This is a genomic window from Reyranella sp. (assembly GCF_965229815.1).
Lineage (GTDB): Bacteria > Pseudomonadota > Alphaproteobacteria > Reyranellales > Reyranellaceae > Reyranella.
The window spans coordinates 3,219,994-3,237,105 of the sequence record NZ_CBDDJN010000006.1 but is presented as its reverse complement, the minus strand read 5'-3'; the positions used below and the strand labels follow the sequence as shown (position 1 = coordinate 3,237,105).

The window sequence follows — 17,112 nt, the reverse complement described above, 5'->3', positions numbered from 1 at the left end:
CCTAGAACGTGACGACGCTGCGGATCGACTGTCCCTTGTGCATCAGGTCGAAGGCGTCGTTGATCTTCTCGACCGGCATCACGTGCGTGATGAGCGAATCGATGTCGATCTTCTTGTCCATGTACCAGTCGACGATCTTCGGAACGTCGCGCCGCCCCTTGGCACCGCCGAAGGCCGTGCCCATCCACTGCCGGCCGGTGACGAGCTGGAACGGCCGGGTCGAGATCTCCTGGCCGGCGCCGGCGACGCCGATGATCACCGACTTGCCCCAGCCGCGATGGCAGCATTCCAGCGCCTGGCGCATCAGCTTGGTGTTGCCGACGCATTCGAAGCTGTAGTCGGCGCCGCCGTCGGTCAGCTCGACCAGATGGGCGACGAGGTCCTTGTCCCCCAGCATCGCCGGGTTGACGAAGTGGGTCATGCCGAACTTGCGGCCCAGCGCCTCGCGGTCGGGATTGAGGTCGACGCCGACGATCATGTTGGCGCCCACCATGCGCGCGCCCTGAAGCACGTTCAGGCCGATGCCGCCCAGGCCGAACACGACCACGTTGGCGCCGGGCTCGACCTTGGCGGTGTTGATCACCGCGCCGATGCCGGTCGTCACGCCGCAGCCGATGTAGCAGACCTTGTCGAACGGCGCGTCGGGCCGGATCTTGGCCAGCGCGATCTCGGGCAGCACCGTGTAGTTCGAGAAGGTCGAGCAGCCCATGTAGTGATGGACCTTCTTGCCCTTGAGCGAGAAGCGCGACGTGCCGTCGGGCATCACGCCCTGGCCCTGGGTCGAGCGGATGGCGGTGCAGAGGTTGGTCTTGCCCGAGAGGCAGGATTTGCACTGGCGGCATTCCGGCGTGTAGAGCGGGATCACGTGGTCGCCCTTCTTCAGCGACACGATGCCCGGCCCGACATCGACCACGACGCCCGCGCCTTCATGGCCGAAGATCACCGGGAACAGGCCTTCGGGATCGCCGCCCGAGCGCGTGAACTCGTCGGTATGGCAGACGCCCGACGCCTTGATCTCGACCAGCACCTCGCCGAACTTGGGTCCTTCGAGATCGACTTCCTCGATCTCGAGGTTCTTGCCGGCCTCGAAGCAGACGGCTGCCTTTGTCTTCACGCTGTGCCCCCGGAAATCTGAGGGGCGAAGCCTAGAGCAGGGGAGGCGGCGATGCCACCGGACTCGTTGCGCGAAGCGAAAAGCTTGATGTCATCCTGAGCGCAGCGAAGGATCCCATACCGGTAGCAAGCGGCGATGAGGTCCTTCGCTCCGCTCAGGACGACCTATGCCCTTAGCCGCTGGAAGTCCTTGCGGGCGTCCTGGTACTGCGCGACCAGCCGCCGGCAGAGATCGGCGGCCGTCGGAATGTCCTCGATGTTCCCGACGCCGTGGCCGGCCGTATAGATGTCCTTCCAGCGCTTCTTGTTCTCGTGTGCCGACACGACCTTGCCGGGAAGGGTGGTGCGCAGCACGTCGAGGTCGATGCCGGCGGCGAGCAGGCTCGGCGTCAGCCAGTTGGCCGGCGCGCCGTCGATCGAGGCGGTGAGGAAGACGTCGGTGGCGCGGGTCTGCAGGATCATGTCCTTGTGCGAAGCCGCCGCCATCGCCTCGCGCGTGGCGATGAAGCGCGTGCCGATATAGGCGAGGTCGGCGCCCATCGCCTCGGCCGCCAGCACGTCGCGGCCGGTCGTCTGCCCGCCGGCCAGCACGACCGCGAAGTGGTCGCCGAGCTGGCGGACCTCGTTCATCAGCGCGAAGGGGTTGATGGTGCCGGTATGGCCGCCGGCGCCGCCGGCGACGGCGATCACGCCGTCGACGCCCGCCTCCAGCGCCTTCTCGGCGTGGCGGCGGTTGGCGATGTCGTGCAGCGCCACGGCGCCCCAGCCGTGGATGCGCTTGATGGCGTCGCCTGGCGCGCCCTTGGAGGTCAGCACCACCGGCACCCGGTACTTCTCGACCAGCTCGAGATCGCCGGCATAGCGCGGGTTGGAGGCATGGACGACCAGGTTGACGGCCCACGGCGCCGGCTTCCTGCCGGCATCCTCCAGCCGCTTCGTGCCGTCCTGCATCTCGTCCAGCCAGCCCTGGAATTCCTCCCGGCTGCGCGTGCCGTGGGCGGGAAAGCTGCCCATGACGCCCTCGGCGCAGCAGGCCAGCGCCAGCGCGGGATTGGAGACCAGGAACATCGGCGCCGCGATGGCGGGGATCGCCATGCGCTCCACGAGCTTCTGCACCTCGGCACGCGGCATCACACGTCTCCCACGGTTGGCGTCGTCGAGGTGACCCCCGACGCATCGAGCTTCTCGAGCGCGGCCGCGTCGTAGCCCAGCAGCTCGCGCAGCACCTCCTCGGTGTGCTGGCCGAGGTCGGGCGCGGCACGCTCGATGGTGATGCCGCGCCCGTCGAGGCGATAGGGAAGGCCCTTCACCAGGCCGCCCTGCTCGTCGCGCACCAGCGTGACGCCGGCGAGCCGGGGATCGGCCAGGAGGTCGTTGCCGTCGTTGCACGGCGCCGCAGCGATGCCGCGCGCCAGCAGCGCCGCGACCGCCTCGGCCGCGTCGAGGCCGGCGCACAGGCCGGCGATGGAGTCGTCCTGCCGGTCGAGGGTGGCGGCGATCCACCTTCCGTCCCGGCAGCGCCAGGCGTCCTGTCGGGCGATTCCGGCCTCCGCGTTGCCGCGCGGCGCCAGGCGATGGCCCGGATCGGCGGAGGCGGCGAGGATTTCCTCGCCGACCGTGAAGGAGGCGACCTCGCGCTGGGAGAAGTCGAGGAAGGCGCCCTTGCCGCTGCGGCGCGCCTCCATGACGGCCGCGATCACGATGCCGGTGGCGAACAGCGACACGATCTGGTCGGGATAGTTCACGTCCATGCCGGAGATGCGCGGCTCCTCGCCCTCGTAGCCGGTGAGGGAGGCGATGCCCGAGGTGGCGTCGAGCGTGCTGCCGAACGACACGTTCATGCGCTCCGGCCCGGTGTCGCCCTGGCTGGAGATGGCGGCGAAGACGATGCGCGGGTTCACGGACTGGAGCGCGGCGTAACCCAGCCCGGCGCGATCGAGCACGCCGCGGCGGAAGTTCTCGACCACCACGTCGCAGTGCGCGGCCAGCTCGCGGATCACGCGCTGGCCCTCCGGATCCTTGAGGTTGAGCGCCAGGCCGCGCTTGTTGCGGTTGGTGAAGCGGAACTGCGGCGAGCGGTTCCACCATCCCGCGTCATTGTCCATCTTGCCGACGACGCGGAACGGATCGAGATAGGCGCCCGATTCGATCTTGATCACGTCGGCGCCGAGATCGGCCAGCATGGCCGAGGTGTTGGCGCCCGCGGTCAGCAGGCCGAAGTCGAGGACGCGGACGCCGGCGAGGGGACCCGTCATGCCGCGAGCTCCGCGCGATCGAGGGAGGGCGCCGGGCGCGGCGCGAACGAGCGGCCGTTCCATTGAACGGGCAGCTGCGGCACCAGCACCTTGCCGATCTCGGGATGCGCCATCTCGGCGAGGAAGCCGCGGGCGACATACTGCTCGGTCGCCAGCAGCTCGGCGGGCGTGAAGATCGGGCCGAACGGCACGCCCTTGGCCTGGGCCGTCTTCTGGATCTCGGCGCGCGTCCTGTCGGCGAACCACGGCGCGATGACGGCGTAGAGCTCGTCGATATGCGTGCGCCGCCCGGCGCGGGTGTTGAACTTCGGATCGTCGAGCCGGGGATCGCCGATCAGCGCCCGCGTCGCCGGCCACTGGGTGACGGTGTAGACCACCGCCACATGGCCGTCGCGGCAGGGCAGAACCTGGAACTCGGAGCGCTTGCCCTCGCGGCCCGGCGAGGTGCCGGTGGCGGCCGCGCCCGACGCCGCCTTCCAGTTCACCCACTGCATCACCTCGGCCAGCGACACGCGCACCGGAGGCGCCGCCTGGCCGGCATCGCGGGCGGCGAGCGCGGCGGCGAGGCCGGTGAAGGCGGTGAGGCCGGCGGCGTAGGAGGCTTGGTGGCCGCCGAGCTTGAGCGGCTTGCGCTCGGGCTCGCCGATCATGTGCATCAGACCGCCGAGCGCCTGGATGGCGAGCTCGCTGACCGGCCGGGAAGCGGCATCCATCTCGACGGGGAAGGCGGCGATCTCGACCGGCGTCGCCCGGCTGGCGCGGGCCAGCGGCGCGACCGCGGCGGGCTCCTCGAACAGGCAGGCGTCGGCGCGCTCGAGCAGCTGCGCGAGGCGGGCCCGGCCGCCATCGGCGGCGAGGTCGAGGACGAGCGAGCGCTTGGAGGTGTTGAGGAAATGGAACAGCGCGCTGGCGCCGGAGGGCAGCAGGGGCGCCGCCCGGCGCACCGGGTCGCCGCCGGGCGGCTCGACCTTGACGACGTCGGCGCCGAGATCGGCCGCGATCTTGGCCGCCAGGGAGGTCGCGAGCCGCAGGCAGAGCGGCACGCCGGCGTCGTTCACCTCGACGACGGTGAAGCGCTGCAGCGGCAGGACGGGATCGGTCATCGGACGATGATCGGCGCAAGCCGCAGCTTCGGTCAACGCCGGCCGCGTGCTACAGCGGTTGGCGTTCTGCAGGGCGTATCCTGGCCGCGGCTTTCCGCTGGCCGGACGGGCCCTGCGTCGCGGCATACGGAGGCTTCACATGGCACAGACCGGCAATCACAAGGGGCTGCAGTTCGGCATCTTCCTCGCCCCGTTCCATCGGCTGGGCGAGAATCCGACGCTGGCCATGGCCCGCGACATGGAGCTGATCGAGTGGCTGGACGAGCTGGGCTTCGACGAGGCCTGGATCGGCGAGCATCACTCGGCCGGCTGGGAGACCATCGCCTCGCCGGAAGTGTTCATCGGCGCCGCCGTCGAGCGCACGCGCTTCATCCGGCTGGGCTCGGGCGTCACCAGCCTGCCCTACCACCATCCCCTGATGGTCGCGAACCGCTTCGTGCAGCTTGACCACATGTCGCGCGGGCGCACCATGCTGGGCTGCGGCCCGGGCGCGCTGCCGTCGGACGCCTACATGATGGGCATCGAGCCCTCGACCCAGCGCGACCGCATGGAGCAGTCGCTCAGCGCCATCATGCAGCTCCTGAAGTGCGAGGAGCCGGTCACGATGAAGACCGACTGGTTCGAGCTCAAGGAGGCGAGGCTCCATCTCGCGCCCTACAGCTACCCGCATTTCCCGATCGCCTGCGCCAGCACCATCACGCCCTCGGGCATGATCGCAGCCGGCAAGCACGGGCTGGGCGTCCTGTCGATCGGCGCCGGCCTGCCGGGCGGGCCCGAGGCGATGGCCAAGCAGTGGGCGATCTACGAGGACACCGCGGCCAAGCACGGCCACAAGGCCGACCGTTCGAAGTGGCGCATCGTGGTCAACGCGCATCTCGCCGAGGACGACGAGCAGGCGCTGCGCGAGGTCCATGCCGGCGAGCGCTGCGAGACCGTCACCTATTTCGAGGACACGCTCGGCCGGCCGCCCGGCCGCTCCGACGAGCCGCTGCGCGACGGCGTCAAGAACGGCACGACCCTGGTCGGCACGCCGGACACCGTGGCCAAGGGCATCGAGAAGCTGCTGGGCTACTCCCAGGGCGGCTTCGGCGGCGTCCTGTTCCGCGCCCACGAATGGGCGACGCGCGAGCAGACGATGCGCTCCTACGAGCTGTTCGCGCGCTACGTCATGCCGCGCTTCCAGGGCTCGCTCGACACGATCATCGGCTCCAACGCCTGGTCGCGCGAGAACCGCAAGGCCGTGTTCGGCCCGACGGTCGCCGCGGTGAAGAAGGCCTTCACCGACGTGGGCCGCGACGTGCCGGAGGAGTTCCGCTCGCGCACCGTGGGCGCGCGCGACGTGGCGGAATGAAGCTGCCGGAGCGCGGATCTCTAGGTCCGCGCTCCAGTCAGGCTCCTCGGCACGAGCATGCTTTCACGGGGCGCACGTTCTCGCATTTGCGTGAAGACGGGCCCTGTCTCGAAACGCCGCTCCGGGGCCCCGCCATGAAGCGCTTCGATCTGCTCAGGTCTCCCGTGCTGGTCGCGCTTGTCGCGCTGCTGGTGCTCAACGACTTCGTGCTGAAGCCCGCCCTACACGACTGGATGACGGGCAAGCTTTCGGATTTCGCCGGGCTGGCGGCCTCCACGATTTTCCTGCTGGCGCTTTGGCCGCGGCAGGCGCGCATTGTTGGAGCGTCGGTCTGCATTCTCTTCGTGTTCTGGAAATCGCCGTGGTCGCAGGGCGTGATCGACTCGGCCAACGCCGTCTCGTCGCTCGGCCTCGGCCGGACGGTCGACTGGAGCGACCTCATCGCCTTGCCGGTCGTCGGGCTGGTGTGTCGGACGGCCGACCGGCTGCCGTTGGTTCAGTCCAGCAAGTTCTTCGTCTGTTGCACCGCAAGCGTCTGCCTCCTTGCATTCACGGCGAGCGGCGTACAGTTCGCAGGCCTGCACCCATACGGACCTAGCCGTACCGTGGAACTTCCCCCCGTGGATCACGACCCGGGGGTCGAAGGCGAGCTGGTCGCCCTGTTCGACCAGGTGGCGGCTCAATACTCGCTCGAATGCAGCAGGTGCACCGCCCTCGACGTCGGCAGGTCGTATGTCGGCGGCTTGGGGGGAATCGTTGTGCTCGGACGGGGAGACCTGGAGGTCAGTTACGATTCATCACGCAGGCTGATCTATTACAATATCCATATCTACCTGCCCGAGCAGCCAAAGCCCGAAGACGCCGCTCGCAAGGAGTGGGTCGACGCGATCGATACCGTGATTCAGTCCGCATTGCGCAGGCGCTTCCCTACGGTGGCATTCAGCACCACACCGCCCCACCTCTCATTCACCTATAGCACCGTGCAAATCGAGACAGCGCAGGCGGACGAGGCGCAGCGTGCCGAAACCCTCATCGAGAACTTTCTCCTGGGGTCAGGCTTCAGGCGGGAGCGACTGACTCCGAAGTTTCAACGGTTCGTTCAGCCGCCGCCCGTCAGCGCCGCCGAGCTGGCATTGGTCGCTCGCATCTCGACCCATCCTCTGAAAGACGGCATCGCTGTGGAGACAGTCCTTACCTCGGCGTCGCCGGCATTCACGGCGCGTCAGAACGAGCTGTCCCAGGGCTTGAGGCAGATGCTCACCGCGGCGTTCGGCGGCCGGCCCGTCTCTGTCAGGCGATCCGAAGGGCGACCCTAGTGAGGCATGCAGGGTTCTACAGGGCGGAAGTTCTCGCTTTTCCGTGAGGACCTTATCGCCCACGATGCGGTGCAGCATGGAAAAGGAGACAGCCTGCCGATGAGCATCAAGGGCAAGGCCTATATTGCCGGCATCTACGAGCATCCGACACGGCTCGCCAAGGACATCTCGCTGGCGCAGATCCACGCCCAGGTGGCGAAGGGCGCGCTAGAGGATGCCGGGCTGACCAAGGACGATGTCGACGGCTATTTCTGCGCCGGCGACGCGCCCGGCCTCGGCCCGATGTCGATGGTCGAGTACATGGGGCTGAAGCCCCGGCACGTCGATTCGACCGACACCGGCGGCTCTTCGTACGTCCTGCATGTCGGCCACGCCGCCGAGGCGATCGCCGCCGGCAAGTGCAAGGTCGCGCTGATCACCCTGGCCGGCCGGCCGCGCGCCGAGGGCATGGCCACCGGCACGGTGCCGCGCAGCCGCGGCGGCACGCCGACGCCGGACGAGCCCTTCGAGTTCCCCTACGGACCGACGGTCGTGAACATGTACGCCATGTGCGCCATGCGCCACATGCACGAGTTCGGCACCACCGCCGAGCAGCTCGCCTGGATCAAGGTCGCGGCCTCGCACCATGCGCAGTACAACGAGCATGCGCTGCTGAAGGACGTGGTCACGGTCGAGGACGTCGTCAATTCGCCGATGATCTCCGATCCGCTGCACCGGCTGGACTGCTGCGTCATCACCGACGGCGGCGGCGCCATCGTCGTCGTGGCGCCCGAGATCGCGGCCAAGCTCAAGCGGCCCAAGATCAAGCTGCTGGGCGCCTCGGAGTTCGTGAAGACCCAGATGGGCGGCAAGGTCGACCTGACCTACTCGGGCGCGCGCTTCACCGGCGCGGCGGCCTTCGCCGAGGCGGGCGTGAAGCCCTCCGACATGAAGTACGTGTCGATCTACGACAGCTTCACCATCACCGTGCTGATGCAGCTCGAGGACCTGGGCTTCGCCGAGAAGGGCAAGGGCGGCAAGCTGGTGGCCGACGGCAACCTGATCTCGGGCACCGGCAAGCTGCCGTTCAACACCGACGGTGGCGGCCTCTGCAGCAACCATCCGGGCAACCGCGGCGGACTCACCAAGGTGCTGGAGGCGGTCCGCCAGCTGCGCGGCGAGGCCCATCCCAAGGTGCAGGTGAAGAACTGCGATCTCGCGCTGGCGCACGGCACCGGCGGCTCGCTCGGCCTGCGCCACGGCAGCGCCACCGTCATTCTGGAGAGGGAGTAGACCATGGCCGAGACCAAAGAGCGCAAGCTGCCGGCGCCGGCCATCAGCCAGGAGACCGAGGCCTACTGGAAGGCCGCGGGCGAGGGCAAGCTGCTGGTCCGCAAGTGCACGAGCTGCGGCGAGGCGCACCACTATCCGCGCACGATCTGCCCCTTCTGCTTCAGCGACAAGACCGAGTGGATCGAGGCGTCGGGCAAGGGGACGATCTATTCCTACAGCGTGATGCGCCGCGCGCCGGTGCCCTACGCCATGGCCTACGTCACGCTGGCCGAGGGGCCGCGCATGGTGACCAACATCGTCGACTGCGACTTCGACAAGCTGAAGTGCGAGCAGCCGGTGAAGGTGGTCTTCAAGGCGACCGACGGCGGCCCGCCGCTGCCGATGTTCACGCCGGCCTGACGGTCAGGATACCGCGTAGATGTAGCGGTCGGGGCGCAGCAGGGCGCCCCGCAGGCCATGCTGCGCGAGCCAGTCGCCGCCCACCCCGGGCAGCCGGATGGCGTCGGGCCTGAGCCTCGCCAGGCCGGGGGCATCCCCCACGATCGCGAAACGCTGGCCGATCGCCTCGTCCATCAGGCGGCCGTCGGCCAGAAGCGGCTGGGGGAAGATGGTGCCGACCGGCGGCGGCCCGTCGAGGCGGCAGCCCGGGCCGAGCTGCGGCTGGGGGAAGTCGAAGATCTCCGCGCCTGCCGCGAAGCGCCGGTCGCGCGCGGCGGCGGCGGCCGGATCGGTCTCCTGAAGCACGCCGCCCAGCTTCACGGCGAGCTCGATGAAGGTGCGCACGTGCGGCAGGCGCTCGCTCTCGTAGGTGTCGAGCAGCGTGTCCGGCGCCTCGCCGCGCACGACCGCCGCCAGCTTCCAGGCGAGGTTGGCGGCGTCGCGCAGGCCCGCGCACATGCCCTGGCCGAGAAACGGCGGCGTCTGGTGGCAGGCATCGCCCGCCAGCAGCAGGCGGCCACGGCGCCAGCCCTCCTGCACCACCGAATGGAAGGTGTAGACCGCGGCGCGCTCGAGCCGCGCATCGTCGGGGTCGAGCCAGCGCGCCATCATCGGCCAGAAGATGCCGGGCTCGGTGAGGCGCGCGGTGTCGTCACCCGGCATCAGCATGATCTCCCAGCGCCGCCGGCCGCCGCCGACATTGACGACCGTCATCGGCCGGGCCGGGTCGCAGAGCTGGATCGTGTAATCGGGCAGCGCCTGCACGCGGGGGCTTGCCGGATCGCACAGGAGGTCGACCACCAGCCAGGGCTGGTGCAGGCCCAGATCGCGGTGATTGCTGCCGATCGCCTGGCGCACCATCGAGCGCGCACCGTCGCAGCCGACGACGTAGCGGGCGTCGACGTCGTCGACGGAGCAGACCTCGTGGCCCAGATGGATGCGGACGTTGGCAAAGCGCCGCAGGCCCTCGCGCAGCACGCCTTCGAGGACGGGCTGGTGGAAATACCAGTTGCCCGCCCAGCCGTGCGGGCCCGGCCCGTCGATGCCGCGTCGGACCATGAGCGTCTGGCCCTCGCCATTGACGAAGTGCATGCCGCGCGACGAGGACCGCACGACCGGGGCGATCTGCCCGGCGAGCCCCGCATTCTGGAAGATGCGCATCACCTCGCCGTCGAAATGCACGGCGCGCGGCAGCGGATGGATCTCGCGTTCGCGGTCGAAGATGTCGACGGAAAGGCCGGCCTGGCCCAGCAGGTTGGCCAGAAGCGCGCCGACCGGTCCGCAGCCGACGATGGCGACGTCAGCTGTCAGATGCCGCTACCGCGGGGAAAGCCGCACCGCCGTCATGTAGTGCTGGCGGTAGTAGTCGGAGTCGAGGAGCGAGACCTGGAGGGGCGAGCCGCGATGCGTGGCATGCACGAACTCGCCGTTGCCGGCATAGATGCCGACATGGGTGAACCGGCCGCGATGGCCGAAGAAGACGAGGTCGCCGCGCTTGAGATCGTTGCGGGCGACAGGCATGCCCTCGGCCGCCATGTCGTGCGGCATGCGCGGGATCGTCTGTCCGAAGACGGCGCCGTAGAGGTAGTAGACGAAGCCGCTGCAGTCGAAGCCGCTCGGCGTGGTGCCGCCATAGCGATAGGGCGTGCCGAGATACTTCATGGCGCGCGTGACGAGGCGATCGCCCCAATCGCTGGCGACGGCCGGGCTGGCGAACGATGCCGGGACGGGGGCGGGCTCTGCCTGCTTGAAGCCGGAGAAGGCGCCGTTCTCGCGCAGCCACTTGGCGTTGAGCTCGTTGGCGATGTTGTCGGTCGGGTCGGCCTTGGGCGCGGCGCGGGAGGTGGCCTTGGCGTGGGGTTTCAGCTTGGACTTGGCCGGTGCCTTGACCTGGGCCAGGGCGGACGGCGGAGCCGTCGTCACCCCCAGCAGGCCCACGGCGGCCAGGACCAGGACGGGGCGGACGGAGGCCTGGAGGAAGACCCGCAGGCTCGATCGGGCATGGCGCCCGCTTCCCAACGCCATCAGCTTCTCCCCCTTGGAACCAACACAATGGCCGAGCGGCCAAGCGCATTGTGGCGGAGGGAGACGTCCTAGTCCAACAAATGTTGCATATTTGCCACAATAGATTCGGGCGCCTACGCCTTGATTCTCCACACTATTTGGCCATCGCTTCGCGTGAATCCTGCAGAAATGCGGCCGACGCGGCACAGCGCCGGCCACATTTCCATTTCGGAAGGCACGTAGGTGAAGCGGGCCCCCGGCCAGGCCCCGGTCAGGCCCGCAGCGCCGCCCAGACCCGCTCGGGCGTGGCCGGCATGTCGATGTGCTTGCCGCCCAGCGCGTCGGAGATGGCGTTCATCACTGACGGCAGGGAGCCCGCGCAGCCCGCTTCGCCGCAGCCCTTGGCGCCCAGCACGTTCGTCTTCGCCGGGACCGAATGGTAGTCCATCTGGAAGGACGGCGTGTCCGAGGCGCGCGGGATGGCGTAGTCGGTGAAGCTGCCGGTCAGGATCTGGCCGTCCTCGCTGTAGACGACGTTCTCGAACAGCGCCTGGCCGATGCCCTGCACCACGCCGCCGTGGCTCTGGCCCTCGACCAGCAGCGGATTGATGACGGTCCCGAAGTCGCTGACCATCGTGTATTTCACGACGTCGACCCAGCCGGTATCGGGATCGATCTCGACCTCGGCGACGTGCGCGCCGTTGGGGAAGGCCGACGGTGCCGCCTCGTGGACATGGCTGACGTCGAGCGTGTCGGGCACACCCTCGGGCATCTTCAGGCCGCCGCGCAGCTTCTCGGCCAGTTCCATGATGCCGATGCCGCGGTCGGTGCCGACGATCGAGAAGCGGCCGAGCGCGAACTCGATGTCGGCTGCCGAGGCCTCGAGTGCCACGCCGGCGATCTGCTTGCCCTTGTCGATCACCTTGTCGGAGGCTTCGACGATCGCGGCACCACTCGCCATGATCGACTTCGAGCCGCCGGTGCCGCCGCCGGCGATCAGCAGGTCGCTGTCGCCCTGGATCAGCTTGATCCGGTGGAAGGGCACGCCGAGCTTCTCGGTCAGCACCTGGGCGAACGCGGACCAGTGTCCCTGGCCGTAGTCGAGCGTGCCGGTGATGATCGAGACGTCGCCGTTGGGCTCGAAGCGGATGCCGCCCATCTCCTTGGTCGGCGGCGCCGTGACCTCGAGGAAATCGCCGATGCCCAGCCCGCGCAGCTTGCCGCGCGCCGCGCTCTCGGCCTTGCGCGCCGCGAAGCCCGCGACGTCGGCCACGTCCAGGGCCTTGTCGAGCAGCGCCGTGAACTCGCCGCTGTCGTAGGTCGTGCCCGACGCCGTCTTGAACGGCATCTCCTCGGGCTTGATGTGGTTGCGGCGGCGCATCTCGACCGGATCGATGCCCATCTCCCGCGCGGCGGTCTCGATCAGCCGCTCCATGAAGTAGTTGGCCTCGGGACGGCCGGCGCCGCGATAGGCGCCGACCGGCGAGGTGTTGGTGAAGGCCACCTTGGTCGCGACCTCGATCAGGGGCGTGCGGTAGATGGCGGCGAGGTTGCGGGTGACGCCCATCGAGCCCATCAGCGGCCCGACATTGGCGAGATAGGCGCCGACATTGGCGAAGCCGGTGAGGCGGACCGCCAGGAAGCGGCCGTCCCTGTCGAGCGCCAGCTCGGCGTCGAAATCGTGGTCGCGTCCATGCTGGTCGCTGAGGAACGAGCCCGAGCGCTCGTCGGTCCACTTGACCGGCCGGCCGAGGATCTTCGCGGCATGGAACAGGCCGGCATACTCGGGATAGGGCGAGCCCTTCATGCCGAACGAGCCGCCGACATTGCCGGTCAGGATGCGCATCTGATCGGGCTTGATCTTCAGCAGGTCGGCCATCTGGTGCTTGAGGCCGAACGCGCCCTGGTTCCCGGCCCGCAGCGTGTAGCGGTCGGTCGCGGCGTCGTACTCGGCCAGCGCCGAGCGCGGCTCCATGGCGCAGACGACGATGCGGTTGCTGACCAGCCGCAGCCGCGTCACATGCGCGGCCTGGGCGAAGGCCTCGGCGACCTTGGCGCTGTCGCCGTAGGCATAGTCGAGGCAGATGTTGCCGGGCGCGTCGTCGAACACGGTCGGCGCGCCGGGCTCGGTGGCCGCGCGGGCGTCGGTCACGGCCGGAAGCTGCTCGATGTCGACCAGCACGGCCTCGGCCGCGTCCTTGGCCTGCGACAGGGTCTCGGCGACGACGAAGGCCACCGGGTCGCCCACGAAGCGGACCTTGTCGCTCGCCAGCGACGGGCGGACCGGCGTCTTCATCGGCGAGCCGTCGCGGTTGGGCACCGGGATCAGCGTCTTGAGTGGCCCGTAGTCGGCGAGGTCGGCGCCGGTCCAGACGCCCAGCACGCCGGGCATGGTCTTCGCCTCCGCCGTGTCGATGCCCTTGATGACGCCGTGCGCCACCTGGCTGCGCACCATCACGCACCAGGCCTGGTTGGGCAGGCTCAAGTCGTCGCTGTAGCGGCCCTGGCCGCGCAGCAGCGTCGGGTCTTCCTGCCGCGGCACCGGCTGGCCGATTCCGAACTTCATCAAACTGGGATCATTCGCGGCCACTGGCGCGTTCATGGGCGGTCCGTCCGAAAGGAGTTTGGGGGAGAAGTCCCCATCATATCGTATCGGCCGGGGGCTGCCGCCAGCCTGCACTGCAGGTCTCGTATCGCGGTTTGCCCGGCCTCGATCCGCTGGAGTCCCGCAGGGACCGTGCCAAGAATGCCCCCACTACTCGTACGTTCGAATGTCGATAGGGGAGGTCTGCTTGTCCGCCATCGCCTGGGAACTGCCCGAAGAGGTGCGCGCCGTGCGCGAAGGCCTGCTCGACTTCGCGCGCAAGGAAATCCTGCCGCGCCATGAGGCCCATCGCGATCTCTTCGAGGATCCGCGACGGCTGTACCGCGAGGACGGCCGCTTCTCCGACGCGCTGAAGGCGCTGATCGACGAGGTGCGCCGCGTGTCGGCGGGTGCCGGCTATTACAACATGTGCGTGCCCGAATCGCTGGGCGGCGGCGGTCTGGGGCACCTTGCCTATTATGTCGGCTGGGAAGCGCTGTTCCGCCTGTGCGGGCCGCAGAACTGGCTGATGCTCTATGTGATCAGCCACTGGGCCTTCGGTCCCAGCCGGCTTCTCGAAAAGGTCACGGACGAGGCGCGCGAACGCATCCTGGCGCCGATGATGGCGGGAGAGGCGTCGATGTGCTTCGGCCTGTCCGAGCCGGGGGCGGGATCGGATGCCGCCGCGCTTGCGACCCGGGCGCGGCCGGACGGCAACGGCTGGCGGCTGAGCGGCCGCAAGATCTGGACCTCCAACGCGCCGGTCGCCGACTACTGCATCGTCTTTGCCCAGACCGATCCCGAGCGTGCCGCGAAGCGGCGGGGCGGCATCAGCGCCTTCCTGGTGCCGACCGATTCGCCGGGCTTCGAGGTCCAGCGCGTCATCAAGCTGTTCGGCCATATCGGCGGCGACGAGGCCGAGCTGCGCCTCGAGGATGTACGGGTCGAACCCTGGCAGGTCGTGGGCGAGCTGCACCAGGGCTTCGCGGCCGCCCTCTACGGCGTGTCGCTCGGCCGCATCTACAATTCGGCGCGCGCCGTCGGCTACGGCCGCTGGGCGCTCGAGCTCGCCCTGGAGTATGCCAAGACGCGCCGGGCCTTCGACCGTCCGATCGCCGACTACCAGGGCGTGACCTTCCCGCTGGCCGAGAGCGCCACCGAGCTGCACGGCGCGCATCTCATGGGGCTGAACGCCGCCCTGCTGCTCGACCAGGGCGCGCCCGCCGTCAAGGAACTGTCGATGGCCAAGGCCTACTCGGTGCAGGTCGGCTACCGCGCCGTCGACCGCGCCATGCAGACCCACGGGGCCATGGGCTTCACCAACGAGGTCGGACTGCACCACGCCTGGCACTCGCTGCGCATCGTCAACGTTGCCGACGGCACCAACGAGATCCTGAACCGCGGCATCGTCCAGCGCCTGCTCAAGGGTGATGTTGAATTGTAGCGGCTAGGCGGCAGCACGTAGTGCAACGGTGCTAAATCGGGCGGTCTCTGCCGTCGGACCATGCGATTGCAAGACGCGGCGGGCAGCGATCCGACCGGCAATGTGACCGACGAAGTCGTCCGGATCGATCTCTCTGGTTCCGCCGCCGTCACGGCAGCTGACTGGTCCGGCGACTTGATCGAGGCAGGTGACGGCGAGTGACGGAATGATGGTGAGCCGCGAGGAGCGAGCCAAGTCCCGTTTGATGGTCGCCACGCTCAGGGCAGGATCGGCGAAGGCGAAGCGGAGATGCCCCTGGAAGGGGTTGGGCTGGTTCGTGGCATCTGTGGCCTCTGAGTAGGGGGCAGAGTCGAGCTCACCCGCAAGAGGGCCCGCGCCGTGGCGCGTGATGTAGGTCCGCATGGCATAGAAGACCTCGACGGCGGGCAGGCCGAGGTCGCCTGCAAGGTCGACGATGTTGGGCAGGCCTGTGCAGGACCGAGTCACGTGCGGGAAGTCACCGAGGGATTGGTCGAGCAAAAGGCCTTGGGCGCCTTCGAACACGACGGGCCTGCCCTGGCAGGCATCGATGCCGGCGATCTCGATCCTTTGGCGGAACGCGTCCGCCAGCTCGACAAAGCGGGCGACAGGCTCGGGATCGGCAAGATCGGCCTGCAACTCGGCATCAATGGGTATGCCGAGATCGGCCAGGCGTCGGGGAACATAGGTCGTTCGCAGCAAAGTAAGCCGCGAGCGCAGCACGTCTGGCACGTTGAGGTCCGCGGCGGTGATCGAAAGGCCGCGCTCCTGGCGTTCGAGTGTCTCGCCGAAGCCGACACCGCAGCTGCCATGGCGACCATTGCCACGGGCGCGCTCGGCCGAGCGGTTGAGCAGCACCTCGTACGGCGTCGTCAGCGGGGAGCGCGGGTCGACGACGATTCGTGGCGCGACGCCGGACGCCTCGAGCTCGTGAGCTTCGCGCAGAAACAGCAGGGGATTGGACACGAAGAAGCGGCTGAGGAAGGTCGGCGCGCCGGCGAAGGTGCCGGCGCCGAAGTGGCTGAATATATGGCGTCGTCCATGGAGCAGGCTGACCGTGTGACCCGCCTGGGCCCCGCCGTTGAATCGGATGACCCATGGCTGCGCGAGGTCGCGGACCAGACGGTCGACGACCAGGCCCTTGCCTTCGTCGCCGTAGTGAGCGCCGATGACGGCGATCGCTGTGTTCTTCACGGCAGCCTCCGTCGGAACCAATCCCCCAGCACGCCGGTGATGCGCGAGGGAGCACCGCCAAAGGCGTGGCCGACGACGTCGCCAGCGTCGCCGTTCCAGCTTGCGGCGACGTCGCGCGGGTTGGCGCCTTCATTGATGGCGATTGCCGAGACGATCAGTTCGGCGACACGGCGGTGGTCGGCGAGGCGAAGCACCCGCTGCCCCATGAAGTCCCGCCAAGCCGGCACGACGCGATCTGGATGGGCGCGAGCGTAGGAGCCTTCCTCGGCGACGATATGGAAGCAGTGGTAGCGCTGCTCGGCCATGGCCAACGCCGCGGCCGCCGAAATCGGCTGAGAAACCTCGTCGCCGAACACCTGCCAGATGTCCTGGGCCGTCAACGGTTCGGGCGGCATCTCGTCGCCGATCGTGAACAGGTAGCCGCGGCGGCCGCGCTTTTCATGGCAATCGATCGCCGTACGACGTGCCGCAAAGTACCAGGGCAGGGCGTAGCTCTCGCTGTTATTGCCGCCGCCGCCGCCTTCGAGCCAGATCCGCTCGAGTTGCTGGGCAATGCGGATATCGGCCTCGAACTGCGTGACCTGCAGGGGTGCCTGGTCGCTCTTGACGTCGCCAACCCCCATGAACAACAGGTGGGGATCGCTGACCGGCAGGCGGACCAGCATTTCCTCGACCAACGTGCCCAGCCCCTGGCGGGCGATCACCTCGGCGACCATGCCCATGCTGCCGGTCACGTCGAGGGCAACGATGACGGCATTGGACTGCGGATTGAAGGTCGAGTCCCGCGATTCACGCATCCGCACGCCACGGGGATCGAGGTCGCGATCGAGGCTTCGCCGACGGAAGATTTCCTCGCGCCGGAGGCCGGAGTGACCGGCGCTGTGGCCGCGCCAAGTTGAACTGTCCCATCTCGAATAGCCCATCTCATCCTCCTGTGTACAAGTCGACGATGAGCTAATTAGTGGTATTTTGCAAATAAAAAATAATGAGATAAGAGTGCCGGCAATCCAATGCCTTGAA

Annotated in this window: 14 protein-coding genes; 5 read left to right on the top strand and 9 right to left on the bottom strand. The window is 68.5% G+C overall.

Going from position 1 to position 17,112, the window contains the following annotated elements:
* Position 1: 1 nt before the first annotated feature.
* From ACO073_RS26950 to ACO073_RS26935, 4 genes are all read right to left on the bottom strand, one after another.
* Entirely contained in the window at positions 2 to 1,114 is a 1,113-nt protein-coding gene (locus tag ACO073_RS26950; protein WP_422001925.1) for an S-(hydroxymethyl)glutathione dehydrogenase/class III alcohol dehydrogenase, read from the bottom strand.
* Positions 1,115 to 1,278: 164 nt separating this feature from the next.
* Positions 1,279 to 2,244, bottom strand: coding sequence for an NAD(P)H-dependent flavin oxidoreductase (locus ACO073_RS26945; protein ID WP_422001923.1), 966 nt, complete (start codon positions 2,242 to 2,244; stop codon positions 1,279 to 1,281).
* The gene (locus tag ACO073_RS26940) at positions 2,244 to 3,368 is read right to left on the bottom strand and encodes a CaiB/BaiF CoA transferase family protein (RefSeq protein WP_422001921.1); all 1,125 of its coding nucleotides are present in this window, start codon (positions 3,366 to 3,368) and stop codon (positions 2,244 to 2,246) included. Before ACO073_RS26940 ends, ACO073_RS26945 begins: the two co-directional genes overlap by 1 nt.
* A complete protein-coding gene (locus ACO073_RS26935) occupies positions 3,365 to 4,471 on the bottom strand; it encodes a CoA transferase (RefSeq protein ID WP_422001919.1) in 1,107 nt (368 codons plus the stop codon). Before ACO073_RS26935 ends, ACO073_RS26940 begins: the two co-directional genes overlap by 4 nt.
* A gap of 139 nt (positions 4,472 to 4,610) precedes the next feature.
* Here ACO073_RS26935 and ACO073_RS26930 point away from each other — a divergent pair, with 139 nt between their 5' ends.
* From ACO073_RS26930 to ACO073_RS26915, 4 genes are all read left to right on the top strand, one after another.
* Positions 4,611 to 5,822 carry an LLM class flavin-dependent oxidoreductase gene (locus ACO073_RS26930; protein ID WP_422001917.1) on the top strand — a complete coding sequence of 404 codons (1,212 nt, stop codon included), beginning with the start codon at positions 4,611 to 4,613 and terminating at the stop codon, positions 5,820 to 5,822.
* A gap of 134 nt (positions 5,823 to 5,956) precedes the next feature.
* A complete protein-coding gene (locus ACO073_RS26925; protein WP_422001915.1) occupies positions 5,957 to 7,138 on the top strand; it encodes a hypothetical protein in 1,182 nt (393 codons plus the stop codon).
* Between the two features lie 99 nt (positions 7,139 to 7,237).
* On the top strand, positions 7,238 to 8,410 hold the full coding sequence (locus tag ACO073_RS26920) for a thiolase domain-containing protein (protein ID WP_422001914.1): 1,173 nt from the start codon (positions 7,238 to 7,240) through the stop codon (positions 8,408 to 8,410).
* Between the two features lie 3 nt (positions 8,411 to 8,413).
* Positions 8,414 to 8,809 carry a Zn-ribbon domain-containing OB-fold protein gene (locus ACO073_RS26915; protein WP_422001912.1) on the top strand — a complete coding sequence of 132 codons (396 nt, stop codon included), beginning with the start codon at positions 8,414 to 8,416 and terminating at the stop codon, positions 8,807 to 8,809.
* Between the two features lie 3 nt (positions 8,810 to 8,812).
* On the opposite strand, the gene ACO073_RS26910 is transcribed toward ACO073_RS26915, so the two are convergent.
* The 3 genes from ACO073_RS26910 to ACO073_RS26900 all read right to left on the bottom strand — a co-directional run bounded on the left by ACO073_RS26910 (position 8,813) and on the right by ACO073_RS26900 (position 13,454).
* The gene (locus ACO073_RS26910) at positions 8,813 to 10,159 is read right to left on the bottom strand and encodes a bifunctional 3-(3-hydroxy-phenyl)propionate/3-hydroxycinnamic acid hydroxylase (RefSeq protein ID WP_422002228.1); all 1,347 of its coding nucleotides are present in this window, start codon (positions 10,157 to 10,159) and stop codon (positions 8,813 to 8,815) included.
* Between the two features lie 6 nt (positions 10,160 to 10,165).
* Positions 10,166 to 10,873, bottom strand: a complete 708-nt coding sequence (locus tag ACO073_RS26905; protein ID WP_422001910.1) for a C40 family peptidase — start codon at positions 10,871 to 10,873, stop codon at positions 10,166 to 10,168.
* Positions 10,874 to 11,123: 250 nt separating this feature from the next.
* Complete coding sequence (locus ACO073_RS26900) at positions 11,124 to 13,454, bottom strand: xanthine dehydrogenase family protein molybdopterin-binding subunit (protein ID WP_422001908.1); 2,331 nt, start codon at positions 13,452 to 13,454, stop codon at positions 11,124 to 11,126.
* Positions 13,455 to 13,644: 190 nt separating this feature from the next.
* Between ACO073_RS26900 and ACO073_RS26895 the strand changes: the two genes are divergently transcribed.
* The gene (locus ACO073_RS26895; RefSeq protein WP_422001907.1) at positions 13,645 to 14,880 is read left to right on the top strand and encodes an acyl-CoA dehydrogenase family protein; all 1,236 of its coding nucleotides are present in this window, start codon (positions 13,645 to 13,647) and stop codon (positions 14,878 to 14,880) included.
* A gap of 3 nt (positions 14,881 to 14,883) precedes the next feature.
* Here ACO073_RS26895 and ACO073_RS26890 read toward each other — a convergent pair whose 3' ends face one another.
* Together ACO073_RS26890 and ACO073_RS26885 are read right to left on the bottom strand one after the other, a co-directional pair.
* Entirely contained in the window at positions 14,884 to 16,092 is a 1,209-nt protein-coding gene (locus tag ACO073_RS26890) for an adenylosuccinate synthetase (protein ID WP_422001905.1), read from the bottom strand.
* Positions 16,089 to 17,015 (bottom strand): hypothetical protein, encoded by a 927-nt coding sequence (locus tag ACO073_RS26885; protein WP_422001904.1) that lies wholly within the window; start codon positions 17,013 to 17,015, stop codon positions 16,089 to 16,091. Before ACO073_RS26885 ends, ACO073_RS26890 begins: the two co-directional genes overlap by 4 nt.
* Positions 17,016 to 17,112 lie beyond the last annotated feature (97 nt).

Excerpts from the sequence above, each read along its gene's own strand:
- ACO073_RS26945 (WP_422001923.1), bottom strand. The coding sequence starts at position 2,244 with ATGCCGCGTGCCGAGGTGCAGAAGCTCGTGGAGCGCATGGCGATCCCC.
- ACO073_RS26940 (WP_422001921.1), bottom strand. The coding sequence starts at position 3,368 with ATGACGGGTCCCCTCGCCGGCGTCCGCGTCCTCGACTTCGGCCTGCTG.
- ACO073_RS26935 (WP_422001919.1), bottom strand. The coding sequence starts at position 4,471 with ATGACCGATCCCGTCCTGCCGCTGCAGCGCTTCACCGTCGTCGAGGTG.
- ACO073_RS26930 (WP_422001917.1), top strand. The coding sequence starts at position 4,611 with ATGGCACAGACCGGCAATCACAAGGGGCTGCAGTTCGGCATCTTCCTC.
- ACO073_RS26925 (WP_422001915.1), top strand. The coding sequence starts at position 5,957 with ATGAAGCGCTTCGATCTGCTCAGGTCTCCCGTGCTGGTCGCGCTTGTC.
- ACO073_RS26920 (WP_422001914.1), top strand. The coding sequence starts at position 7,238 with ATGAGCATCAAGGGCAAGGCCTATATTGCCGGCATCTACGAGCATCCG.
- ACO073_RS26915 (WP_422001912.1), top strand. The coding sequence starts at position 8,414 with ATGGCCGAGACCAAAGAGCGCAAGCTGCCGGCGCCGGCCATCAGCCAG.
- ACO073_RS26905 (WP_422001910.1), bottom strand. The coding sequence starts at position 10,873 with ATGGCGTTGGGAAGCGGGCGCCATGCCCGATCGAGCCTGCGGGTCTTC.
- ACO073_RS26900 (WP_422001908.1), bottom strand. The coding sequence starts at position 13,454 with ATGAACGCGCCAGTGGCCGCGAATGATCCCAGTTTGATGAAGTTCGGA.
- ACO073_RS26885 (WP_422001904.1), bottom strand. The coding sequence starts at position 17,015 with ATGGGCTATTCGAGATGGGACAGTTCAACTTGGCGCGGCCACAGCGCC.